Source organism: Synechococcus sp. MW101C3, from assembly GCF_002252635.1.
Lineage (GTDB): Bacteria > Cyanobacteriota > Cyanobacteriia > PCC-6307 > Cyanobiaceae > MW101C3.
On record NZ_NQKX01000007.1, the window covers coordinates 31070 to 53692 of the forward strand.

General features: G+C 66.7%; 20 protein-coding genes. 13 read left to right on the top strand and 7 right to left on the bottom strand.

Annotated features, from left to right (window positions below; genetic code table 11):
• Positions 1-23 precede the first annotated feature (23 nt).
• Entirely contained in the window at positions 24-3746 is a 3723-nt protein-coding gene (gene metH / locus CJZ80_RS09835; protein ID WP_094512848.1) for a methionine synthase, read from the top strand.
• A gap of 71 nt (positions 3747-3817) precedes the next feature.
• Entirely contained in the window at positions 3818-4090 is a 273-nt protein-coding gene (locus CJZ80_RS09840) for a DUF4090 family protein (RefSeq protein ID WP_094512849.1), read from the top strand.
• A 265-nt stretch (positions 4091-4355) separates the two neighbouring features.
• Here the strand turns inward: CJZ80_RS09840 and CJZ80_RS09845 are convergent, their stop codons facing one another.
• Positions 4356-4577 (bottom strand): hypothetical protein, encoded by a 222-nt coding sequence (locus CJZ80_RS09845; RefSeq protein WP_094512850.1) that lies wholly within the window; start codon positions 4575-4577, stop codon positions 4356-4358.
• A 136-nt stretch (positions 4578-4713) separates the two neighbouring features.
• Here CJZ80_RS09845 and CJZ80_RS09850 point away from each other — a divergent pair, with 136 nt between their 5' ends.
• Positions 4714-5124 (top strand): DUF2237 family protein, encoded by a 411-nt coding sequence (locus tag CJZ80_RS09850; protein ID WP_094512851.1) that lies wholly within the window; start codon positions 4714-4716, stop codon positions 5122-5124.
• Positions 5125-5240: 116 nt separating this feature from the next.
• Here CJZ80_RS09850 and CJZ80_RS09855 read toward each other — a convergent pair whose 3' ends face one another.
• On the bottom strand, positions 5241-6011 hold the full coding sequence (locus CJZ80_RS09855; RefSeq protein ID WP_094512852.1) for an SDR family NAD(P)-dependent oxidoreductase: 771 nt from the start codon (positions 6009-6011) through the stop codon (positions 5241-5243).
• 49 nt (positions 6012-6060) lie between these two features.
• Here CJZ80_RS09855 and CJZ80_RS09860 point away from each other — a divergent pair, with 49 nt between their 5' ends.
• The 3 genes from CJZ80_RS09860 (at position 6061) to CJZ80_RS09870 (ending at position 9078) form a co-directional block, all read left to right on the top strand.
• Positions 6061-6972 (top strand): NAD(P)H-dependent glycerol-3-phosphate dehydrogenase, encoded by a 912-nt coding sequence (locus CJZ80_RS09860; protein ID WP_369803024.1) that lies wholly within the window; start codon positions 6061-6063, stop codon positions 6970-6972.
• 149 nt (positions 6973-7121) lie between these two features.
• Positions 7122-8216 (top strand): SpoIID/LytB domain-containing protein, encoded by a 1095-nt coding sequence (locus CJZ80_RS09865; RefSeq protein WP_094512854.1) that lies wholly within the window; start codon positions 7122-7124, stop codon positions 8214-8216.
• 19 nt (positions 8217-8235) lie between these two features.
• Positions 8236-9078, top strand: a complete 843-nt coding sequence (locus CJZ80_RS09870; RefSeq protein ID WP_233132967.1) for an ATP adenylyltransferase — start codon at positions 8236-8238, stop codon at positions 9076-9078.
• Between the two features lie 304 nt (positions 9079-9382).
• On the opposite strand, the gene CJZ80_RS15335 is transcribed toward CJZ80_RS09870, so the two are convergent.
• On the bottom strand, positions 9383-9676 hold the full coding sequence (locus CJZ80_RS15335) for a hypothetical protein (RefSeq protein WP_158217464.1): 294 nt from the start codon (positions 9674-9676) through the stop codon (positions 9383-9385).
• A gap of 34 nt (positions 9677-9710) precedes the next feature.
• Here CJZ80_RS15335 and CJZ80_RS09875 point away from each other — a divergent pair, with 34 nt between their 5' ends.
• Positions 9711-10433, top strand: coding sequence for a sigma-70 family RNA polymerase sigma factor (locus CJZ80_RS09875; protein WP_158217465.1), 723 nt, complete (start codon positions 9711-9713; stop codon positions 10431-10433).
• Here the strand turns inward: CJZ80_RS09875 and CJZ80_RS09880 are convergent.
• Positions 10381-10575, bottom strand: a complete 195-nt coding sequence (locus CJZ80_RS09880) for a sigma factor SigF (RefSeq protein WP_094512857.1) — start codon at positions 10573-10575, stop codon at positions 10381-10383. The two genes, CJZ80_RS09875 and CJZ80_RS09880, sit on opposite strands and share 53 nt — an antisense overlap.
• Positions 10576-10768: 193 nt before the next feature.
• Between CJZ80_RS09880 and CJZ80_RS09885 the strand changes: the two genes are divergently transcribed.
• Positions 10769-12436 (top strand): DUF3370 family protein, encoded by a 1668-nt coding sequence (locus CJZ80_RS09885; RefSeq protein ID WP_233132968.1) that lies wholly within the window; start codon positions 10769-10771, stop codon positions 12434-12436.
• 61 nt (positions 12437-12497) lie between these two features.
• On the top strand, positions 12498-13565 hold the full coding sequence (locus CJZ80_RS09890) for a J domain-containing protein (protein WP_094512858.1): 1068 nt from the start codon (positions 12498-12500) through the stop codon (positions 13563-13565).
• 252 nt (positions 13566-13817) lie between these two features.
• Here the strand turns inward: CJZ80_RS09890 and CJZ80_RS15340 are convergent, their stop codons facing one another.
• Positions 13818-13961, bottom strand: a complete 144-nt coding sequence (locus CJZ80_RS15340) for a hypothetical protein (protein ID WP_158217466.1) — start codon at positions 13959-13961, stop codon at positions 13818-13820.
• Positions 13962-15395: 1434 nt separating this feature from the next.
• Positions 15396-15890 carry an allophycocyanin subunit alpha-B gene (gene apcD, locus CJZ80_RS09900; RefSeq protein ID WP_094512860.1) on the bottom strand — a complete coding sequence of 165 codons (495 nt, stop codon included), beginning with the start codon at positions 15888-15890 and terminating at the stop codon, positions 15396-15398.
• Between the two features lie 135 nt (positions 15891-16025).
• Here apcD and rlmD point away from each other — a divergent pair, with 135 nt between their 5' ends.
• Complete coding sequence (gene rlmD, locus CJZ80_RS09905) at positions 16026-17414, top strand: 23S rRNA (uracil(1939)-C(5))-methyltransferase RlmD (protein ID WP_198948284.1); 1389 nt, start codon at positions 16026-16028, stop codon at positions 17412-17414.
• 22 nt (positions 17415-17436) lie between these two features.
• Here rlmD and pheT read toward each other — a convergent pair whose 3' ends face one another.
• Complete coding sequence (gene pheT / locus CJZ80_RS09910; protein WP_094512861.1) at positions 17437-19935, bottom strand: phenylalanine--tRNA ligase subunit beta; 2499 nt, start codon at positions 19933-19935, stop codon at positions 17437-17439.
• 109 nt (positions 19936-20044) lie between these two features.
• Between pheT and rpmG the strand changes: the two genes are divergently transcribed.
• The 3 genes from rpmG to CJZ80_RS09925 all read left to right on the top strand — a co-directional run bounded on the left by rpmG (position 20045) and on the right by CJZ80_RS09925 (position 22611).
• Positions 20045-20239, top strand: coding sequence for a 50S ribosomal protein L33 (gene rpmG / locus CJZ80_RS09915; protein WP_094512862.1), 195 nt, complete (start codon positions 20045-20047; stop codon positions 20237-20239).
• 76 nt (positions 20240-20315) lie between these two features.
• Complete coding sequence (gene rpsR / locus CJZ80_RS09920) at positions 20316-20537, top strand: 30S ribosomal protein S18 (protein WP_094512863.1); 222 nt, start codon at positions 20316-20318, stop codon at positions 20535-20537.
• A gap of 7 nt (positions 20538-20544) precedes the next feature.
• A complete protein-coding gene (locus CJZ80_RS09925; RefSeq protein ID WP_233132969.1) occupies positions 20545-22611 on the top strand; it encodes an RNB domain-containing ribonuclease in 2067 nt (688 codons plus the stop codon).
• Positions 22612-22623: the final 12 nt, after the last annotated feature.

Here is a 22623-nt window from a genome sequence, read left to right on the forward strand (position 1 = left end):
AGCTGGCCTTGAGCGCGTAATCGATGACGGCAGCGGTGCAGCAGGCAGGGGCGCCAGCGACCCAGCGCATGGGGTTTCTGGAGCGTCTCCACGCACCTGAGCGGCCGGTGCTGGTGTTTGACGGGGCCACCGGCACCTCACTCCAGCAGATGGATCTCAGCGCCGCCGACTTCGGTGGCGCAGCCCTGGAGGGGTGCAACGAGCAGCTGGTGTTCACCCGGCCGGATGCCGTGCAAGCCGTGCACCGCCAGTTCCTGGAGGCCGGCTGTGATGTGATCGAAACCAATACCTTCGGCGCTGCCTCGATCGTGCTGGCCGAATACGGCCTGGAAGACCAGGCCTTCACGATCAACAAGCGGGCGGCCGAACTGGCCCGCGCCTGCGCTGCTGAATACAGCAGCCCCGCCAAACCCCGCTTCGTGGCCGGCTCGATGGGGCCCACCACCAAGTTGCCCACGCTTGGGCACATCGACTTCGACACGATGCGCGACGCCTTCCGGGAGCAGGCGGAAGGCCTGATTGCGGGCGACGTGGACCTGCTGATCGTGGAAACGTGCCAGGACGTGCTGCAGATCAAGGCTGCCCTGCAGGGAATTGAAGCGGCCTTCAGCGCCACCGGGCAGCGGCGGCCGCTGATGGTGTCGGTCACGATGGAAACCACCGGCACCATGCTCGTGGGCTCCGACATCGCCGCGGTGGTGTCGATCCTGGAGCCGTTCCCGATCGATGTGCTCGGCCTCAACTGCGCCACCGGGCCCGAGCAGATGAAGGAGCACATGCGCTACCTGAGCGAGCACAGTCCGTTCGTGGTGAGTTGCATTCCCAACGCCGGGCTGCCCGAAAACGTGGGCGGCGTGGCCCACTACCGGCTGACACCGCTGGAGCTGAAGCTGCAGCTGATGCACTTCGTCAATGATCTCGGCGTGCAGGTGATCGGCGGTTGCTGCGGCACCACCCCAGCCCACATCGCAGCCCTCTCCGAGCTCACCGCCGATCTGCTACCCCGCCAGCGGGCCGTGCGGCGTCCGGAGCAACGGCTGGAGCGGCCGGCTTTCCACTACGAACCTGCGGCCGCCTCGATTTATGGCGTCACTCCATACCACCAGGACAACTCGTTCCTGATCATCGGTGAGCGGCTCAACGCCAGTGGCTCGCGCAAGGTGCGTGATCTGCTCAACGCAGAAGACTGGGACGGGCTGGTGGCCGTGGCACGCGGCCAGGTGAAGGAAAACGCCCACGTGCTCGACGTCAACGTTGATTATGTGGGCCGCGACGGTGAGCGTGACATGCATGAGCTGGTCAGCCGGCTGGTCACGAACGTGAACCTGCCGCTGATGCTCGATTCCACCGAGTGGCAGAAGATGGAAGCCGGCCTGAAGGTGGCAGGCGGGAAATGTCTGCTGAACTCCACCAACTACGAAGATGGGGATGAGCGCTTCTTCAAGGTGCTCGAACTGGCGCGGCGCTACGGCGCTGCCGTGGTGATCGGCACGATTGATGAAGAGGGGATGGCGCGCACCGCCGAGCGCAAGTTCGCCATTGCCCAGCGCGCCTATCGCGATGCCCTGGAATTCGGCATTCCAGCGCACGAAATCTTCTACGACCCCCTGGCGCTGCCGATCTCCACCGGCATCGAGGAAGACCGCCTCAATGGAGCCGCCACGATCGAGGCGATCCGCCGCATCCGCAGCGAGCTTCCTGGCGTGCACGTGGTGCTGGGGGTGAGCAACATCAGCTTCGGGCTGTCACCAGCGGCGCGGATCACGCTCAACTCCGTGTTTCTGCACGCGTGCTGTGCCGCCGGCATGGATGCGGCGATCATCAGCCCGGCCAAGATCCTGCCGCTGATCAAGATCAGCGAGGAACACCAACAGGTATGCCGTGATCTGATCGCCGATGCACGACGTTTCGACGGGGATGTCTGCGTCTACGACCCGCTCACCACGCTCAGCACCCTGTTCGAGGGGGTGAGCGCCCGGGAAGCACGCGACGCGGGGCCGCAGCTGGCGGATCTGGAGGTGGAGAAACGCCTCACCCAGCACATCATCGATGGGGAGCGCATCGGCCTCGAAGCTTCACTCAACGAAGCCCTCGCCAAGTACCCGCCGCTGCAGATCATCAACACCTTCCTGCTCGATGGCATGAAGGTGGTGGGTGAGCTGTTCGGTTCCGGCCAGATGCAGTTGCCCTTCGTGTTGCAGAGCGCTGAGACGATGAAGTTCGCCGTGGCGTTCCTTGAACCCTTCATGGAACGGGTGGAAGGGGAGAGTAGCGCCAAGGCCAAGTTTCTGATCGCCACGGTAAAAGGTGACGTTCATGACATCGGCAAGAATCTGGTGGACATCATTCTCACCAACAACGGTTATGAGGTGGTGAATCTCGGCATCAAGCAGTCGGTGGAAGCGATCATCGAAGCCCAGAAGCTGCACCAGGCCGATTGTATCGCCATGAGCGGCCTCCTGGTGAAGTCCACCGCCTTCATGAAAGACAACCTCCAGGCCTTCAATGAGGCGGGCATTCAGGTGCCGGTGATTCTTGGTGGGGCGGCGCTGACACCCCGATTCGTCAACAAGGATTGCCGCGCGGTCTACCGGGGTCAGGTGATCTACGGCCGGGATGCCTTCGCCGACCTGCGCTTCATGGACGCGCTGGTGGAGGCCAAGCAGAACAATCGCTGGAGTGATGCGGAAGGCTTCAGCGGTGAGATTCCGCCCGGACTTGGGCTGGAGCGCGGTGAAGACACGGCCGATGACGCCACGACAACCGCCCCCGCCGGTACGGAAGGGGCACCGGCACCGGCAGCTCCGGGATCAGCAGCAGCGGCCCAGACAGTCCCTGATGCCGAGGACCCAGCGGCTGCCGCAGTCGTGCCAGAGACGCCATCCAGCGCAGCAGGGCCGCTCAACGACCATCGCTCCGAGGCCGTTCCAGAAGAGGCCACCATCCAGCCGCCGTTCCTGGGCAGCCGCGTGCTCGATGAACAGGCGATTCCGTTGGCTGAGGTATTCGGCTACCTGGATCGCAACGCCCTGTTCGCCGGGCAGTGGCAGTTGCGCAAGACGCAGCAGCAGAGCCGCGACGACTACGAGCAGATGCTGGCGGCCAAGGCCGAACCGGTGTTGCAGCACTGGATGCAGCGCTGCGTGGAGGAGAAGTTGCTCACTCCACGGGTGGCCTACGGCTACTTCCCCTGTGGCCGGCTCGGCAACGCGCTGGTGGTCTTCGATCCGGCCGCGCCTGAGCGGGAGCTGGGCCGTTTCGAGCTGCCGCGCCAGAGGGGCGGCAACCGCTACTGCGTCGCCGATTTCTACCGCGACCTCCGCCAGGGGCGGCCCACCGATGTGCTGCCGATGCAGGCCGTCACGATGGGGGAGAAGGCCACAGGGTTTGCGCGCGAACTCTTCGCCGCCGATCGCTACACCGACTATCTCTATTTCCACGGTCTGGGGGTGCAGATGGCAGAAGCGCTGGCCGAGTGGACCCATGCACGCATCCGACGCGAACTGGGCTTCGTCGCCGAGGAACCCAGCGCCCTGCGCGATGTGCTTGCCCAGCGCTATCGCGGCAGCCGCTACTCCTTCGGCTATCCCGCCTGCCCCAACGTGGCCGATTCCCGTCCCCAGCTGCAGTGGCTGGGGGCGGAGCGCATCGGGCTGAGCATGGACGAAAGCGACCAGTTGGAGCCCGAGCAGAGCACCACCGCCCTGGTGGCCCTGCACAGCCAGGCGCGCTACTTCAGCGCCTGAGGAAGCCATCCCGAGGCGATGGCAGGTAGGGGCGCGGTGGCAGGCTGGGGAGGCTCTCTTGCACTGCTGCTATGGCCATTGCCGGACCTGACGGAGTGGATGCGGCCATCGCAGCCGGACTCGACCTTGACGGCTCGCCGATTCCGGCCGAGATGCTGAGCCTGTACCGCGAGGTGATGGCACTGGAGGCCCAACGGGCCCGCAGCGGCGTGAAGAAATCGATGCGCAACCGGGTGGTGAAAACCGGGGCCAAGCATTTCGATCAGGCCAGCCTTGATGCCCGCCTCAAGGCCGCCGGCTGGGATGGCCTCAAGGACAAGGAAATCGCCTTCTTCTACGGCTGAATCGCTTGGGTTCAATCAGGTACTGGAGGAACCGGGCCGCTGACGTGCCCTGCGTTGCGTCAGCGCTTGAGTCCGCCGCGTCAGCGCAACCAGCAGGCGGCAGTTCAAGCGATGCGTTTATCTCAGCCCCAAGCCTTTGGCCGGGAGCCACTGGCCCTCAGCATTCAGTCATGCGGGTTCGACACAGAACCTCCAACACCGAAGCTCCGTCAGCGAGCCATCAAGGCAACGCACTGAACGGAGAGGTTTCAGCGCCATAGCCGGATCAGAGATCTTCGAGGGTGTCGATCACCTCTTGTTGAAACGCCTGGAGATCGGTCGAATCACTCAGGTCAACCCCCTCACCGGCGGCATTCTGGGTGAGCTCCTGGAAATGGAAAGCGCCTTCACCGTGGGCAAGAAACTCCATCGCGGAGCTTTCACCGCTTTCCTTGAAGGCGTCGAGCAGCGCCATGAAGGCAGCATCTTCGGTGAAATCCCAGCTCATGAAGGGGGTATCGCAAGTCGTAAGGGCGGCAGAAGGGAGCCTTCCAGCACCACTGCACAATGACCTTTAACGCCTGCCCCCCCGATTCCGTCAACCTCCCAGGGCCATTCCCGCCATTGGTCCTGCAGACTTTGGGATGATTTCGGCACGATCCGTGGAACCGCGTTCTTCTTCAGCGCCAGTGGTGGCCCGCAATGTGCTCGGTGAGACGCTTGAGATCTGCGGATGCACACCCCGCACCGGCTGGTACCGCGATGGTTTCTGCCGTACCGACAGCAGCGACACGGGACGCCACACCGTCTGCTGTGTGGTGAACGATGTCTTCCTGCGCTACAGCCGTTCCCGCGGCAACGACCTTTCCACACCGATGCCGGCCTACGGCTTTCCGGGTCTTCAGCCCGGAAACCACTGGTGCATCTGTGCCGCCCGCTGGCTGGAGGCCTACCAGGACGGGGTGGCGCCGCCGGTGCGGCTGGAGGCCACGGAAGCGTCTGCACTTGAGGTGATCCCGCTGGAGTTGCTGAAGGAGCTGGCCCACGTGGGGTGAGCGCCGCGCCGCAGCCGCGGCATCACCTTTCTCCCGCCACCAGCACCACCCTTCACGTCACCCCAGTCACATCAGCCCGCGTCAGCCGAACACTCCACCGTCTTCACACCCCGCCTTCACCACGGAACCGGGCTCCCGTCCCAGGCCAGGAAGCTGCCGCTCTGCTCCGGCCCCTGCAGTTCCAGCACGTCCAGGAGGTGGTGGGCGGTTCGCTCGGGGCTGAACAGGCGCTCCGGCGGCACGCCGCTGCTGAAAGGCGCTGAGAGATCGGTGGCCGTGGTGCCGGGATGCAGCAGGGTCACGGTGGCGAGGGGTCGGCGGCGGCGCCACTCCAGGGCCAGGCAACGCAGCAACTGATTCTGGGCGGCCTTGGCACTGCGGTAGCCGTACCAGCCCCCCAGCCCGTTGTCGCCGATGCTGCCGACCCGTGCCGACAGGCTGGCGAACAGCGCCGGCTCTGCGGCCGGCAGCAGCGGCTCCAGGGCCTGGGCCAGCAGAATCGGACCGTAGGCATTCACCGCGAACACTCGCTCCAGGGCGGCGCGGTTCAGCTGGCTGAGCCGCTTTTCCGGTTGCAGAGCCGGGCCGTCGTGCAGGAGGCCCGCCGTGTTGATCACGAGGCGCAAGGTGCCGGCCTGGGCCTGCAGCGTGGCGGCAGCGGCCTGCAGACTGGCGTCCGCGCAGAGGTCGAGCTGCAGGGCGCGCGCGCCCAGCTGCGGCTCTCCCGGCCGGGCAGGCCAGCCGCGGCGGCTGGCGCCCCAGAGGCAGAGCCCGGGGGCCCGCTCGGCCAGGGCCTGCACCAGGGCGCGGCCGATGCCGCCGGCACCCACCACCAGGGCATGGCCGTTCCAGCTGCTGAGGGACGGCCGGGACGGGAGCGGGGGCAACACCTGGGGCGAAGCGGTGGAGGGGATGGCGCATGATGGCGCGATGGCAATGAGGATCGCCGTTCTGGGGCAAGGGGCCTGGGGGCGCACCCTGGCCAGCGTGCTGCGCCAGCAGGGCCATGAGCTCGCGGTGTGGTCGCGCTCCCACGGCAGCGATCCAGCCGCGGTGCTCCAGCGGCAGGACCTGGTGCTCTCAGCGGTGGCCATGGCCGGGGTGCCGGCGCTGGCGCAGCAACTGAGCGCCGGCTGGCCCGGGGCTGTGCCCCTGGTGAGCTGCAGCAAGGGCATCGACCTTCAGCAGCACTGCACAGCCAGCCAGTTGTGGCAGCAGGCCATTCCGTCGATGGCGTGCCTGGTGCTGAGCGGGCCCAACCTGGCGGCTGAGCTGGATCAGGGCCTGCCGGCCGCCAGCGTGCTGGCCTCCATCCACACCGAACTGGCCAGCGAGCTGCAACGCCAGCTCAGCAGCCAGCGGCTGAGGCTGTACACCAACGCCGATCCGATCGGCACCGAACTGGCCGGCGCGCTCAAGAACGTCATGGCGGTGGCGGCCGGCATCTGCGATGGTCTCGGGCTGGGGGCCAATGCCAAGGCCTCCCTGCTGACCCGCGGGCTGGCCGAAATGGGGCGGCTCAGCCAGCTGCTGGGCGGCGATCCCGCCACCCTCTACGGCCTGGCCGGCCTTGGCGACCTCCTGGCCACCGCCAACAGCCCCCTGAGCCGCAACTACCGCTTCGGGCTGCATCTGGCCGAAGGTGACTCTGCAGCGGCGGCCTTCACCCGCATCGGCGCCACGGTGGAGGGACCCGCCACGGCCGAAGCCGCGCTGGTGCTGGCCCATCGGCATGCCCTGCACCTGCCGATCTGTGAGCAAGTGGTGGGCCTGCTGCAGCGGCGCAACACCCCGCAGGAAGCCGTGCGGGCGCTGATGGAGCGTGACCTGCGCCGGGAATGGGTGTGAGTCGCAGGGCCACATCCAGAGGCCCCACAGCTCCTACCAGCGCCCATCCAGGGCCCACGTCTGCGCGACAACCGTATGTTCGCGGCCGTTCTCAGCCATGATCGCTCCAACGACTAGTGGGACAGGGATGTGAACAGAGGGAAAGGTTCATGAACTGGCCGGCAGGGCAGCAGTTGGTGGCACAGGGCGCACGTGCCCTGCGTCCGTTGAAGCTCGGCAGCGAGCGGCTGGCGCGACGCCTGCAGCGGACTCTCAGCCCTCAACGCCGCACCACGCTGCTGCTCACCACACCCTTGAGCGTGGTGGCTCTGGGTATCGGCTTCTATGCCCAATCGTTCAGCCAGCCGAAGCCCGACCTTGACGCACGAGTGATGGAGGCGCTGCTGCCGGCCAGCACCACCGGTGAAGCCACCGACCCGGCGGGGGAGGAGAGCCGCCTGCGGGCGATCGAAGCGCGCCGCGCCCAGCAGCCTCCCGCTCCGGCCCAGCTGCCGGATGCCCCCGCCTCCCTGGTGGAACCGGCCGCTGGCCGCCCGGTTCCGCTTGAGGTGCGGGTGGCCCTGCTGCGTCAGGCCGGCCAGCCCAGCTTTTCGGCCACCGGCCCCTGGTGGCTGCGCAACGGCGACGGGCAGGTGCTGGCCCAGGGTCAGGCCCGCAGCCCTGTCGATCTCAGCGCCGGCACCGGCGCCAACGATCTCTGGTTGGACACCGCACCCGGGGAAGCGTTGCTGGTGAACGGCCAGCCGTACACCGGTCGCCTGCGTCTGCTGGCGGAGCGGGGAGGCATCACACCGATCAATCACCTGCCACTGGAGGCCTACATCGCCTCGGTGGTGGGGGCGGAAATGCCCACGTCCTGGTCGATGGAGGCCCTCAAGGCCCAGGCGGTGGCGGCCCGCTCCTACGCCCTGGCCCACCTGGCCCGACCGGCCAATAAGTTCTGGCATCTGGGGGACACCACCCGCTGGCAGGCCTACCGGGGCCTCACCTCGGTGAATGGCCGCACCACCGAAGCTGCCGCGCGCACCAACGGCTTAATCCTCAGCTACCAGGGGGGCATTGTGGAAAGCCTGTATGCGGCCAACAGCCAGATCACGCTGGAAGCGCACGGGCACCTGGGAGCGAGCATGAGCCAGGAAGGCGCCCAGGAACTGGCCCTCGCGGGCCGGCGTTACAACGAGATCCTGGGCCACTACTACCGTGGGGCCTCGCTGGCACGCCTGCAGATCGGTGGAGCGAACTGAGCGCCTGTGGCGAACGGCCTTGCAGCAGAGCCAGGCCGCGCGCGAACGCGGTGCCCTGGTGCCGCTCGTCACCAGGGTGCTGCCGCCGGGAGCCTGGGCACCCTTCCAGCTGCGCCAGCTCGACTCGCCCGTGCCGCGCCACCTGCGCAGCGGTGGGCCCCGGCCCAACCCGTTTCTCCCCTGGGAGCGGCAACTGGAGGTGACGCGACTGGGCGACAGCCATGCGGTGATCCTGAACAAGTACCCGGTGCAAGCCGGCCATCTGCTGCTGATCACCCAGGGCTGGGCGCCGCAGAGCGGCTGGCTGAGAGCGGCCGACTGGCAGGCGGTGGCCCATGTCGATGCGGACACCACCGGTCTGTGGTTCTTCAACAGCAGCGGGCGGGCCGGCGCCAGCCAGCCTCACCGGCATCTGCAGCTGTTGCCCCGCCATCGCGGGGCACCCAACTGCCCGCTGGAGCCCGCCCTACGCGCCCAGCTGCAGGGCCAGGCGCCACCCTGGCCCTGGCGCTACCGGCTCAGCCCGCGCCCCGAGGGCGGCGGACCCGCCGACCTGGCGATGCTCTACCGCCGCCATGCCCTGGAGCTCGGGCTGGGTGATCCGGCGGATGGTGGGGAGCCCAGCCATCCCTACAACCTGCTGTTCACCAGCTCCTGGTTTCTCACCATCCTGCGAACCCGCGAACATGCCGCCGGGTTCAGCCTCAATGCGCTGGGCTTCGCTGGCTACCTGCTGCTGACGGAACAGTCGGATCTGCCGTGGCTGAAGGAACATGGACCATGGCAGCTGCTCCGCGCCGTGGCGCCGGCCGTGGACGCCGCGTTGGAGCCTGCAGAAGGCCCGCCTCAGACGAGGCACTGAGCGAGGCAGTGGGCCAGTGATTGGGCATGGAGGTGGGCTCCGATCTTCGCCGAGCCCTGTGCGCCGCGGCTGATTTCGGTAGGCGCAAAGGAAACGGTCTGGATGAGGCTGACCAAGGACCCTCAGCGCCTTGGAGCCTGTGGACGAGGAGCCTGCAGCCCCCTCCAGTTGGTGCTCTGGGGGTGAAGAACTCGGTCTCGTCCTGAACCCTCTTCAAAAAAGTTCAGTGAAAGCACGGTTGCACATGGTGGCAGCAAGGGATCTTTCTGGAAAAGGAACCGGACGGAACGACCGGCGGTTCTCCCTACAGCTTCCTTCTCATCTCCGCTTCCCTGATCATGACCTGCTCCCCACTGGCGGCCCAGCGCTCCACCATCCCACTGAGCGTCGCGCCAACACGTGTCCCGCCAACCAGCGCTCCACCCACCAACACTCCACCCACCAACGCTTCGGCTGCAGCATCGGCATCGGCTTTGCTCTTGCCTGGCCGATCGACCAGCAGCAAGACCGCTGCTTCAGCAAGCCGCCTGAGCGCCGTCCATACGGCCACAAACGTCACCAAGGCGAACACGCCGACCACGAAGCGCAGGACGAACACGAATGCCGGCACTCATGCCAGCCAGCACGCCACCGTGCGACAACGCAACCAGCGGGTGGAGGCCTACAGGGAGCTGGTACGGCCGATCGCTCTCCACTACGCCGCCCTTTGTCGGGAAGGGGCGGACGATCTGATCCAGGTGGGCCTGCTGGGCCTGATCCGCGCCGCGGAGCGGTTCGAACCGTGCACCGGAACGCCGTTTTCCGCCTTTGCTCGCCAGCACGTCCGGGGCGCGATCCTGCACTACCTGCGGGATCAGGCCCCGCCCATCCGGCTGCCGCGGCGTCAGCAGGAGCTTCAGGACCGGATGCGGCAGTTCACCCGTGACTGGCAGACGCGATTCGGGCAGAGCCCGAGTGAGGCCGAACTGCGCAGCGGCCTGGAGCTGTCCGTGGGCCAATGGTGCACGTTCGAGCGGCTGGAGCGGCTGCGCCGCCTGGCACCGCTCGAAGCCTCGATGGAGGGCCTTGCGGCAGACCATGACGACGACGACTGCGTCGATGGCGGAACCGCCCAGGCAATGGCCCTGCTGACGCAGCTGGAGAACCGGCAGCGTCAAGTGGTGGAGCAGGTGGTGCTGGAGGGGCGGAGCCTGCGGGAGGCGGCCCGCCGGCTTCAGCTCAGCCCGATGACCGTGCACAGGGCCCTGCACAAAGGTCTGGAGCGGCTCAGGCAGGAACTGGACCGCGGCCTTCAGCAGGTGGTTACTCCGCCGGCTGTACCCCATCACGCTGCATCTGCTTCTCCAGGGTGCTGATCGCCGCATTCACGGCAGCGAGCTGACGCTCCACTCCGTCGCGCCAGTAGGTAAGCATGCGCATCTTGCGCTGCTGATGATGGCGGCGCATCGCTTCATGATCACCGCTGCTGGATCCGTAACAGGCAAAGGGCGGGAACATGGGAAAATTTCACAGTGCCTGAAGGTTCTAGCCAGTGCTCTGGTGCCCATGCGTTCCCTGCCCCACCCGTTGGTGAACTCGGCCTTCAAGCGTCGAAACCAAAGGCAGGCAGGGAATACTGGCCCACCACATCCACCCCCGCACCGCCACCGTTTTGCCGTTGTCCCCCCGCCAGATCAATCAAATGGGACCCATGATTCCCACAAGGTTTCTTCGCCCCTGTCTGGTGGTGATCGCCGGCACGCTCGTGCTGCAGGCGCCTGCCGCCCACGCCTACGTGGCCTTGATGGCGGGCCAGTCAGCCCGTCCACTCAACGGCGCGTTCAACACCGTGCCGGTGCTGCATTCCAACCAGCCTGAGGAGGTCTTCGGCCCGGGAATTCTGGTGAACACAGCGCCTGGCCAGGCTATCGCCACGGAAACCCGTCAATATCTCAACAACGCTACTTACACTTTCAACGGAGATTTCGGGCTCCACGTTCATCACAAGTATTTCCCAGAAAATGCCAGCCGTCTCGGCGGCCGTTATGTGCGCGGCAAGCTCACGATCGCCACGATCGTGATGAACCCGGGCTCGCGTCCTGTCACCCTTGAGATGGAGCGCGGCGCCGTTCGCAACAGCTTTGAAGCGCCTTATCTAGGCAACCACCTGATGGGCGTGAAACCACTGGGGCGGCGCCCCTGGAACACCGGACCGGGTGATGCCACCTCGGTGATCATGTTGCGCGGGGAGCTGGATCCCAAGATGCCGGAAACTCTGGTGGTTCCTCCCTATAGCCGCCGGGTACTGTTCCACACCCGTCTGCCCGCCCGGGGCATCGCCAATGGCCTACTGAAAGGCCGCAGTGACGGGCCGTTCCAGATGGCGGTGGTGGCAGCGGAGGATCCGGAAACTGATGCCGATCTGTTCGCAGTGCTGGATCAAGGGATGCTCGCGCCAGGCCGCATCTACCTCGACATGCTCTCAAAGATCCACTACGGCCAGGTGTTCTCACGGGTCGGTGGCGTGGCGATCGGCGATGAGTACCAGGCGAGCCTGGTGCACGATCTCAATCAGGGCCCATTGCACGTGCCCTTCACGAGCACGAACCGCCACACCTTCGGCACCCGCGAAGTGCAGGTGAACCCGCTGGCCAGCCGCATGATTGATTCCTCCCTCGACAACGTGGGCACCTATGGCGTGCGTTTCGATGTGGATCTGAATCTCAAAGGCAACGGGCCCCATGAGCTGGTGATGAGCCATCCCACCGCGAACGGCCGCCAGTTCACGGCCTTCCGCGGCTCGATCGGCATCCGTACCAAGGAGGGCTACAACGACGTGCACGTAGGCCTGCGTTCAGGCGAGAGTCTTTCTCTGGCCTCGTTGAACCTGGTCCCCGGTGTGAACAACCCTGTGCGGGTGAGCATGGTGTACCCAGCCGATGCCACGCCCGGACACCTGCTGAGCGTGGTGCCCAGCTACCAGCTGGCTCAGCTGCGCGAGCGGGAACAGCGCATCGCCATGGCCCGTGCCGCCGCCGCGGAAGCCGCCCGCCAACGGCCCGCTCCCAAAGCTCCCCCCACCCTGGCGGCCCCAGTGCCGGTTACCCGTCCCGCCTCCGGCCGCACCGCCAGCGCACCGCCCCCGGCACCAGCACCCGCGCGTCCCACGCCTCCACCCCCGGCACCGGCTGCCGCCCCCCGTTTTCTGCCCACCTTGGTGCCGGCCTGGATCCGCCCGCTGCCGGCCATCCCGCTCCCCCTGCTCAACCAGCTGCCGGGTGAGGGCCCCAACGACGGCACCCAGACCGTGCTGCTTGGCCGTTATCGGGAAGCGGCCGAGGCCCAACAGCGGTTCCTCAGGGAGATGATGGGGCGCTAGGTCCACTCCCATCGGTTCCGACGTGGCTGAGCCGGTACGAAAGGAGCGCAAAACTCTGTCGATGACGCTGCCGACCGCAAGGATCGCGCAGTTCAAGCAACTCCAGCGCGAATGGGGCTTCTCCACCCACGGGCAGGCCATGGAGCACCTGCTGGAGTTACTGCTGCCTGAATCCCCCGACCAGGAGGCGGAGCAGGACGACGGCGACGATCAAGAACATGAGGTGCTGCTTGAACGGGGAGCTCTGGTGCTGGCGTCCAGCGGCGAAAGCACGCAACTCGTGCTCACTACCGAGGACGGTCTCACCGAATTCGGGTTAGACCTGACACGAGACTCAGAAGAGGTCTCAAGTGAGACCCGCAAACAGCCTCGAACACTGCCGGGTCCGCACAAGGGGCGGGAGACGGCCGCAACTGGCAGCGGCGGATCCGGAAGCCGAGGCATGGGAGGTGGCATCGATCTGCCTGGATTCGTGCAGCAACGGTCGGCACGGCTGCGCCAGAGCCTCCACCCGCAGCCGAGCACGCCAACACGGCCCAATGATCCTTTTCCAGAAATCTCTGAGCACGATCTGAGCGCCGCCCTCACTGCCGCCACAGCCCACTGGGTGGGCCTGTACGGCACGGCCGCCAACGACGCTGTCCTGGAAGCGGCGATGGTATGGCTGGGCCAGGAGATCTGGCCCCAGTCCGACCAGGCGGAAGGGCGACCTTTCACGTGGTCGGCGCTGGAACACTGGATCGTGGGCTGTGCTCCGAGCTGGCCGGCTGGCCCGCCCAGCTTCGAGCGGGTGATGGTGGGCGCCGGGCTGCTGGAGGATCCGTTCAGCCCGGCCACGTTGAGCCTGCGACTGCCCACCTTGATCAGGCGCTTCGTGCATCGCTTCCGCCGCCGCCGGCAGGGCACCTCCTTCCAGACGCTGGAGCACACGATGACGCTGCAGGGAGCCCTCAAGGTGCTGGAGATTCCCTTCGAGGTCGGCGAACGGCTCACGTTGAAACGGATCCGCGAGGCCTATCGGGAGCAGGCCCAACGGCACCACCCCGATTCCGGCGGCAGCGCCGACACGATGCGCCGCCTGAATGAGGCCTACCAACTGCTCAAGGAGCTTTATCGCAAATCCAGCTGACCCTCTGGCCTGGCCCAGAGCTCCTGCTTGGCTCATGGTCCTTTCAGGCGGAGGCCTCTGCCAGCCTCCGCCTGAAAGGCTTCGCTCATCTGTCCACGGTGAGACGCGGTAAGAGTCTCGCATCAGGACCCGTATGAGATTAGTGGCACATTGTGGCGATTCTGTCGCCCCTGAGGGGGAACACCCCCAGCCGCAAAACGATGCAGCCGCACCGTCCCAGCACAGACACAACACCCTCCAGATCGAAAACCATCAGAGCGCCATGCACTCGGTACCCAGCCAAAGCCCCGGGCGGATCGCTGATGAGAAGAGGCAACCACTGACCATCAGTTCCGCAATCGTCTGGCTACGGATCACCGCGCCAATGACACCTTTGTCCTGCAGCGGCTTGTCCACCAGCCAACAGGGCAGCTGTCCAGCAGGTGGGCATGGAATCGGGAGGACCTGAAAACCCAATTAGAGCAGGGGAGCATCGAGCAAAAGTTCAGCTGCGTACCTGCGTAAGACACAGGTACGCAGAGGGTTGACCAAGGCGCAGCTTCGACGGGCTGCACCGGAGTGAGCGCGTGCGAAATCACGATGGCGTGGCATGAAGCCACAGGCAGCGAAGGGGTGAGCCGGCTCGAAGACTCTGTGGTGGAGTGCCATGTTGCTGGCTGGACCAGCTCAGGATCCGCCAGGCTCGCAGAGAGCCGGGGGTTGTATGGGTCACGGTCGACGGCGATCAGCACTGAACGTCCAAGGCGGCACAGATGAACAGGAAGAAACTCCAGCCAGCCCCATGACCAGGCTGACCATCTCTGCAGACTCAGAGGGGAAAAGGTCGGTCTGCACAGGTGGAATCGCAGGAAAATCTGGTTTTCAAGCAGCGCAGATAAGACTCGGTACTGGACCTGCTACTGGTCGCGTATGAGACAGCTGGGAGAGTGCGGCCTTCGGCGAACACTGGGCGTCCAGCGCCAGGCGACCCAGGAAACAACGCAGCTAAGCCATGACGAGGTGACTGCCGACAAAGCCTGCGCGATGAGGGAACGTCTGGGTGAGTTGTTCCTATCGAACCTCTTCTGCGCACCTGAACGATTTCCGATGTGCGAGACACAGCCGGAAATGACGCCCTTGCCTCGCCTCACCGATCCACGAGGCGCGGCTCGATCGTTCTCTTAACCGCTGCTTAGGGCGATCCTGCTGTGGCTTTCATTGGATCTCATGTTCCTCACGACAGAACCAGCTCGGGACCTACTACATGTCCAGAGTGAGACAGTGGAGAAGAGACGACTCCACGACTGGCCTCAGCGCAGAAGCCAATGGACTCATTACCTCTTGCCGGACAGAGGCAATGGCGATCCTGCTTGGCCTGATTCGGCACAGGGATGGCAGGCACGGCGCTTCTGTTCTGCGCTGCGCTTTTCTTCTTGGCAGCCGTTCAAGAGGACGAGCCCGGCAACTGGAACCTTGACAACGGTGCGAGCCAAAGGCTGGGCGCCTTGGTTGCGATGAGGTCGTCCCAGTTCGAGGCCGGTTGCCTGGATCCGATCCCTGCAGCTGGGATGAGCCTTCAAATCGTGCTGCCCAGTTCCCTGGAAGACCTCAGCTTTGATCTCACCCCAGGGCAGGTGCAGACGCTGCACTCCCTGTCAGAGGTGTGCGCAGCCAGCTGAACAGTTGCCTAGATGTCAGAGGGCTTGCGAAGGGCCTTCACCTGTCGATGAGGGTGGCGCCACCGAAGCAGACGAGACCATGAAACACCTCAACGCAAGCTGGGTTGCTGGCTCAAGAGCAGAAGATCATCAGGCCAGGCCAGACACGATCAGATCCGACGGGGCAGGCAGATCAGCCGGGCGTCTGCATCCCCTGGATCAGGAAGTCGAAGTAGGGGCCAGCCATGACGGCATCCTCGGTGGCAAGCAGCGCCAGTGACGCCTCCTTGAGTGTGCGCATGCTTTCGACCATGCCCGCCATGGGCACCCCGAGGCTGTTGTACATCTCGCGGGCTCCGATCAGGCCGATGTCCTGGATCTTTTCGGTGCTGCCGGCAAGCACGCCGTAGGTGACCAGGCGGAGGTACCAGCTGAAATCGCGCAGGCACTGGGCCCTTTGGCGCTGGCCATAGGCATTGCCGCCCTGGGCCACGTATTCGGGCTTGCGCAGAAACAGCTGCCGCGCCGCCTCATTGACGATCTTTTTCTCGTTTTCCGTGAGCACGCGGGCGACACGAATGCGCTGGTTTCCGCCGGAGAGGTACTCCGCCATGGAGCGCAATTCACCGCCGCTGGGGTAGCGCAACTGATCATCGGCTTGCAGGATCAGGTCCCTGACGACGCTCATCGAAAGCACCACGCTGGGGCCGATCTTACCGAGAAGAGTCCCTCGCGATGGCCGGAAGCGCCTTTGTGTAACGGCCCTTTGCATCCGGGGGGGCCTTTAGGGTCAGGGGCTGCCCGTTGTGTCGCAGGTCTTTGGATGGCCCTTCTCTTGCCCCCCTCCGGCACGGCCCTGGAGCTGAGCATCACCGGGTTGAACCACCTCGGCGAGGGTGTCGGTCGCTGGGGCGCAGCCACGGAAGGGGGAGGCGAGCGGGGCGTGGTGGTGTTTGTGCCACAGGCCCTGCCCGGTGAGGCGGTGACGGCCCGCGTGACCTACCAGGCCAAAGGCCACGTGGTGGCGGAGCTGATCGAGCGGCACAACACGGCGGCAGAGCGCCGGCGTCCTCCCTGCATCCTTGCCGAGCGCTGCGGCGGCTGCAGCGTCCAGCATCTCGTCGATGAGGCCCAAGCCCGCTGGAAACAGGATCTGGTCCAGCAGGCCCTGCAGCGGATCGGTGGCTTTTCCCTGGCGGTGCAGCCGATCCTGGCGGCGGCTGAGCCGCTTGCCTATCGCAACCGGGCCGTGATTCCGCTGGAGCGCGGGCCCGACGGCACCCTGAGAGCCGGCTTCTACCGCAGCGGCAGCCACAAGATCGTCAATATGAACCGCTGTCCGGTGCTCGATGCGCGCATCGACTCGCTGATCGCGCCACTGAAGCAGGAGCTGGAAGCCAGCGGCTGGCCCGTGGACTCGGACCTGAGCGAAGGCGGTGGTCTTCGCCATCTGGGCCTGCGCGTCGGGCATCACAGCGGCGAGGTGCTGGTGACCCTGATCAGCAGCCACAGCCAGCTGCCCGGGCTGAGCGAACGTGCAGACGCCTGGATGGAGCGCTGGCCTGAACTGGTGGGCGTGTGCCTGAACCTCCAGCCCCTGCCCACCAACACCTTGATGGGTCCGCGCACCGAGGTGATCGCCGGGCGGGGCTGGCTGAGCGAACGCTTCTGCGGGCACGAGCTGCGCATCGCGCCGGACACCTTCTTTCAGGTGCACACCCCCCAGGCCGAGCGGCTGGTGCCGCTGCTGCTGGACGCGCTTGAACCACGCGCCGGACGCACGCTGGTGGAGGCCTACTGCGGCATCGGCACCTTCGGCTTGCCTCTGGCGGCCGCCGGGGCAAGCGTGCGGGGGCTGGAGCTGCACCTGCCCAGCGTTGAGCAGGCCCGGCTCAATGCGGCGCTCAACGGTCTCAATGGGTTGTCGGTGGAGAGCGCCGACGTGGCCACTGCGCTGGTGGAGCTGCTGCCGGAGGCGGATGGGCTGCTGCTCGATCCACCGCGCAAAGGCCTTCCCGAGCAGGTCACGGCCGTGATCCGTGCCTGCCCCCCCCGACGGGTCGCCTACCTCAGCTGTAACCCCGCCACACTTGCCCGCGACCTGGCCCGCCTCACACAGGACGGGGGGCTGACGCTGCAGAGCGTGCAACCCGTCGACTTCTTCCCCCAGACCAGCCATGTGGAGGCGCTGGCGGTGCTGACCGCCAGCTGAGTGTCAGGCCCGCTGCTGAAGATCAGGCTCGCAGCTGGGCGTCGAACTGCTTCTCGACGGCCTGGCGCACCGCCGCGTGGGCCTGCTCCACCTCCGCTTCGGTGAGGGTGCGGCGCGCATCGCGGTAGCGCAGGCGGAAGGCCTGGCTGGCGGCTCCCTCCGCCACCTGGCTGCCGGCATAGCGGTCGATCAGTTCCGCCGACTCCAGCAACGGCCGGCCGGCCTTGCGCATCACCGTGAGCAGCTGGGCAGCCGTAACGCTGGCAGGGATCACCACGGCCAGGTCACGTTCAGAGGCGGGAACGGTGGGATAGGGGCTGAAGCTGGGCTGCCAGCGGTTGCTGCGGGTGGCCGCGCGCAGCAGCGGCTCCAGCGAGAGCTCAAACAGATGGGTGGCTTCCGGCAGGTCGAGGGCTTCGGCCTGGGCCGGGTGCAGTTGTGCAAACCAGCCCACCGCGCGGCCTTCGAGCACCAGCTCCGCCGCCCGGCCCGGGTGCAGCAGCGCATGGCCCTGCAGGGGGCGGTCGTCGCAGGTCAGCGACAACTGGCCGAGAGCCTGCTGCAGGACACCCCGCGCTTCGTAGTACCCCAACGGCCGGGGCTTGCCGGCGCTGCTCCACAGCTCGGAGCGCCGTTCCCCGCAGATCACCCCCGCCAGCTTCGCCTCGCTGATCGCATCGGTGTCGGCGGCATCGCCGTTGGCACGGAACACATGGCCGATCTCGAAGGCCCAGAAGCCTGGCTGTGAGGCCTGCAGGTTGCGGCGTGCCGCCAGCAGCAGGTCGTCGATCAGCGAATCACGCAGGTGGCCGTATTCAGCCAGAAGAGGATTGGCCAGCGCCACCCGCTCTGCCGTCGTCAGCCCAATGCCCCTGCTCACCGGGGCGTGGGCCGGCCCGAGCGACAGCGAGCAGCATTCCTGCAGTCCGGCGGCGCAAAGGGCACGGCGCAACAGACGCTCGGCCTTCTGGGCAGGCTCCAGGCCGCCTGGGCAGATCGGGTCCGGCAGATGGGTGGCGAAATGGTCGTAACCCACGAGCCGGGCCACCTCCTCGATCAGATCCACCTCCCGCTGCAGATCCATCGCCCGCGACGGGGGCACTGTGACCCACCAGCCCTCCTCGCTGTCCTCCAGCTGGCAGCCCAGGGCCTCCAGGGTGGCCGTGATGCGTTCATCGGCCAGGTCGTCCGCCACGCCATCGACGAGCACGGGACCCAGCAGCTGGTGCAGGGCATCGCGGCGCAAGGCCAGCGGTGGGCGGGGATCCACAGGCGCCTGGTGCAGCCAGCGGCCCTGGATCTCGCCGCCGGCAAGCTCCACCAGCAGGGCGGCGGCACGATCCGCCGCCGCCAGGGTGACCTCCCGTGGCAGGCCTTTCTCGAACCGATGGCTGGCATCGGTGCGCAGGCCCACGCTGCGGGCGCTGCGGCGCACCGCCTGGGGCGCGAACACAGCGGCTTCCAGCCAGATGGCGCCGGTGCCGGGGTGCACCGAGGCGTTGCTTCCACCGATCACCCCCGCCAGGGCCACCGGCTGGTTGGCGTAGGTGATCAGCAGCGCTTCAGGGGTGAGGCGATGGCTGCTGCCATCAAGCGCCTCGAAGGCCTCGCCGTCGCCGGCCTGACGCACGCCGATGGCGCCGGGATCGGCGCTGACAGAGCCTGCCGGGCCGAGCAGGGCGAGCCGCTCGCTGTCGAAGGCATGCAGGGGCTGGCCAAATTCCAGCATCACCAGATTGGTGACATCGACCACGTTGTTGATCGCCCGCAGGCCGGCCCGCTCCAGGCGCTGCTGCAGCCAGTCCGGCGAAGGGCCGACCTTCACGCCGGTGATGGCCGTGAGGCTGTAGAGACCACCGGCTTCGATCGCGGCGGCGTCAGCAGCCGCCACCGGCAACGGCACGGCGGAGACCTGCGGAGCCGGCGCTGTGAGCGTGAGCGCTGCGCCGGTGAGGGCCGCCACCTCGCGGGCGATGCCCTGCATCGAAAGCCCATCGGGGCGGTTGGCGGTGATCGCCAGTTCCAGCACCTGATCGTCAAGTCCGAGGCTGGGTCCCACCGGGGTGCCCAGGGGCGGCACGTCGCTGAGCAAATCGTCGAGCACGGCGATGCCATCGCTGCTTTCGGGCAGTCCCAGCTCCCGCAGCGAGCAGATCATGCCGCTGCTGGCCACGCCACGCAGTTCGGCGGGTTTGATGGTGAGATCCACCGCCGGCAGGTGGGCGCCCACCATCGCCACGGGCACATGGATTCCGGCCCGCACATTGGGGGCGCCGCAGACGATCTGCAGCAGGTCGTCGCCTGGAGCGGCCGAGAAACGCACCCGGCAGACGCTGAGTTTGTCGGCGTTGGGATGGGGGCTGCGCTCCTCCACGAAGCCCACCACCACGCCGGCGGCGCGGGCAGCAAGATCCTCGATCGCATCGACTTCAAAGCCGGCCATCGATAGACGTTCGGCCAGTTCAGCGGCGGGCATGGAGCAGGCCACCAGCTCCCGCAGCCATTGGAGCGAGACCTGCATCGAATCCACGGCGTCCAGTCGCCGAGATCCTAATGACCGGCCCGGTGCAGGCCGGAGAGTATGTTGTTCAGCTGTCAGCTCGCCTCGCTTCAGCGGCGCACGTCCTTCCATGGCAAAGAACAAGGGCGTCCGGCTCGTGATCACTCTTGAGTGCACCGAATGCCGGTCCAACCCCGCCAAGCGGTCTCCTGGTGTGTCTCGTTACACCACCCAGAAGAACCGCCGCAACACCACCGAACGGCTCGAATTGAAGAAGTTCTGCCCTCACTGCAACAAGAGCACGAACCACAAGGAGATCAAGTGAGTGAGGGCTGGCGGTTATCACCGCCAGCCCCACAGCTTTTCCTCTCCCCACGTCTTCTTCCTTTCTGCCCTTCCCCATGTCCAGCTCCTTCTTCAAGAAGCGTCTTTCGCCGATCAAACCCGGCGATCCGATCGACTACAAAGACGTTGATCTGCTCAAGAAGTTCATCACCGAACGCGGCAAGATCCTGCCCCGCCGGCTCACCGGGCTCACCGCCCAGCAGCAACGCGACCTCACCAATTCCGTGAAGCGCGCCCGCATCCTGGCGCTGCTTCCCTTCGTGAACCCAGAGGGCTGAGTTCGCCTTGGCGTTTCAGCCCGGCGACCTGGTCGGTCTGAACGGCACCAGAGGGCCTGAGCTTGCCGTCATCGACACCCTGTCCGGCAGCAAAGCGGCCCTGCGGGTCGGCTTTGAGGCCAGACCCCAACAGGTGCCGTTGCGTGAGCTTGATCCCCTGGTGTCGTTGCCAGGCACCTTCAACCCGCCCGCCTCTATGGTCGCCCCCCCCTGGGGGCTCACAGCGGAGCTGCTGCAACAGCAACGGCCCTCCAGCCGTGATCTCGGCGCCGCTTGGCTGCTGCTCAGTGAGCCGGCGTCGCCTGCCGCCTCCGGGGCTTCTTCCCATGGCGCACCTCCTGCTGCCATGCCACTGGAGGAGCTCGTGGCCCTGGTGGCCCCTGCCGACACACCGGCGGCTCGAGCCGCCTGCTGGTTGGTCCTGCAGCACCAGGAGCAGCACTTTTTTCGCTGGCGCCACGGCGCGGTTCAGCCCCGCACGCTGCGGGATCTCCGCCAGCTGCGCCGGGAGCGTCACCTCGAACGCCTGAGCCGGCTGCGCGAACAGCGCTGGCAAGCCTTGCTGCAGCAACGTCAGCCGCTCGATCCGAGCAGCCTCGACGCCCAGGCCCGTGCCCAGCTCGACCACCTGCTGGCCCTGGCCGGCGGGGATACCACCACGCCGTTGCCGGTGGCCCTGCGCCAGGCCTTGCACGGCGCCCACTGCAGTGCGGAGCCGAGGGCGGTGCGACGCCTGCTGGTGGATCTGGGCCAGTGGGAGCCCCACGCACTTCCCTCGCTGCAGCGCACCGTGTGGGAACAGGGCTTCGTGCCCGAGCTGCTGGCCGAGGCCGAGCGGTTGATCGCGGCCGCCGCTGACCCGCAACCCGGCGACGACCAGCGCCGCGACCTCACCACCCTGCGCACCTACACCCTCGACGATCCCGACACCCTGGAGATCGACGACGCCCTCTCCCTGGAGCAGCTGGGCGATGGCCGTCAGCGTCTGTGGGTGCACATCGCCGATCCTGGGCGGCTGGTGCCACCGGAGTCGCCCCTGGATCTGGAGGCACGACGCCGCGCCTCCAGCCTCTACCTGGCCGACCGGGTGGTGCCGATGTTTCCCTTTCCTCTGGCCACCGGCCCCTTCAGCCTGCGCCAGGGTCACCGTTGTGCCGCCTGGAGCACCGCGATCGAGCTGGATGACGAAGGTGCAGTGGCTGCCGTGGAGATTGTGCGCAGCTGGGTGCTGCCCACCTATCGCCTCTCCTACGCCGACGGCGATGCCCTGATCGAACTGGCTCCAAAGGAAGAACCGGATCTGGCCAGCATCGACGCCCTGCTGGAGCGCCGTCGCCGCTGGCGTGTGGGCCAGGGTGCCCTGCAGATGGAGCAACCGGAGGGCCGCATCCGCGCGGTGGACGGGCAGACAAGCGTGGAGATCACCGACCCGAGCCCGGCCCGGGCGCTGGTGGCCGAAGCGATGATCCTCAACGGCGCCGTGATCGCCGCCTATGGCGTGAGCGAGGGTCTGGCCCTTCCTTACCGGGGCCAGCCCAGCGCCGAGCTGCCGCCCGCTGCCCAGCTGGAGGCCCTGCCCCCTGGTCCGGTGCGACACATGGCCCTGCGCCGCTGCCTCACCCGAGGTGTCACCGGTGTGCAGCCCTGCCATCACTTCAGCCTCGGGCTGAGCGCCTACGTGCAGGCCACCTCACCGATCCGTCGCTACGCCGATCTGGTGGTGCAACGCCAGCTGGCGGCCCATCATCAGCACCAGCCGCCCCTGGATGGAACCGACCTCGGCGCCCTGCTCGATCAACTCGATCCGCCGCTGCGGGAGGGGGTGCAGATCAGCCGCGAAGACCAGCGCCACTGGCAGCAGGTGTGGTTTGAGCAGCACCCCCAGGAACGTCTGGAGGGGGTGTTCCTGCGTTGGCTGCGGGAGCAGGACCGGCTGGGCCTCGTGCATCTCGAAGCGCTGGCGCTGGACGTGGCTGCCCGCTGCCCCGCCGCCGCCGAACCTGGCACCACCCTCACCGTGCACGTGCAGATGGTGGATTCGCTGTCGGATCTGCTGCGCCTCGAGGCGCGCTGAGGGGGCCTCAGG

What these genes read in the sequence shown, in the direction of transcription:
- CJZ80_RS09840 (WP_094512849.1), top strand. Translation starts at nt 3,818, where the DNA reads ATGGCCATTGCCGGACCTGACGGAGTGGATGCGGCCATCGCAGCCGGA.
- CJZ80_RS09845 (WP_094512850.1), bottom strand. Translation starts at nt 4,577, where the DNA reads ATGAGCTGGGATTTCACCGAAGATGCTGCCTTCATGGCGCTGCTCGAC.
- apcD (WP_094512860.1), bottom strand. Translation starts at nt 15,890, where the DNA reads ATGAGCGTCGTCAGGGACCTGATCCTGCAAGCCGATGATCAGTTGCGC.
- CJZ80_RS09885 (WP_233132968.1), top strand. Translation starts at nt 10,769, where the DNA reads ATGATTCCCACAAGGTTTCTTCGCCCCTGTCTGGTGGTGATCGCCGGC.
- rpmG (WP_094512862.1), top strand. Translation starts at nt 20,045, where the DNA reads ATGGCAAAGAACAAGGGCGTCCGGCTCGTGATCACTCTTGAGTGCACC.
- CJZ80_RS09850 (WP_094512851.1), top strand. Translation starts at nt 4,714, where the DNA reads ATGATTTCGGCACGATCCGTGGAACCGCGTTCTTCTTCAGCGCCAGTG.
- CJZ80_RS09865 (WP_094512854.1), top strand. Translation starts at nt 7,122, where the DNA reads ATGAACTGGCCGGCAGGGCAGCAGTTGGTGGCACAGGGCGCACGTGCC.
- CJZ80_RS09890 (WP_094512858.1), top strand. Translation starts at nt 12,498, where the DNA reads ATGACGCTGCCGACCGCAAGGATCGCGCAGTTCAAGCAACTCCAGCGC.
- rpsR (WP_094512863.1), top strand. Translation starts at nt 20,316, where the DNA reads ATGTCCAGCTCCTTCTTCAAGAAGCGTCTTTCGCCGATCAAACCCGGC.
- CJZ80_RS09860 (WP_369803024.1), top strand. Translation starts at nt 6,061, where the DNA reads ATGAGGATCGCCGTTCTGGGGCAAGGGGCCTGGGGGCGCACCCTGGCC.
- pheT (WP_094512861.1), bottom strand. Translation starts at nt 19,935, where the DNA reads ATGCAGGTCTCGCTCCAATGGCTGCGGGAGCTGGTGGCCTGCTCCATG.
- rlmD (WP_198948284.1), top strand. Translation starts at nt 16,026, where the DNA reads ATGGCCCTTCTCTTGCCCCCCTCCGGCACGGCCCTGGAGCTGAGCATC.
- CJZ80_RS09880 (WP_094512857.1), bottom strand. Translation starts at nt 10,575, where the DNA reads ATGTTCCCGCCCTTTGCCTGTTACGGATCCAGCAGCGGTGATCATGAA.
- metH (WP_094512848.1), top strand. Translation starts at nt 24, where the DNA reads ATGACGGCAGCGGTGCAGCAGGCAGGGGCGCCAGCGACCCAGCGCATG.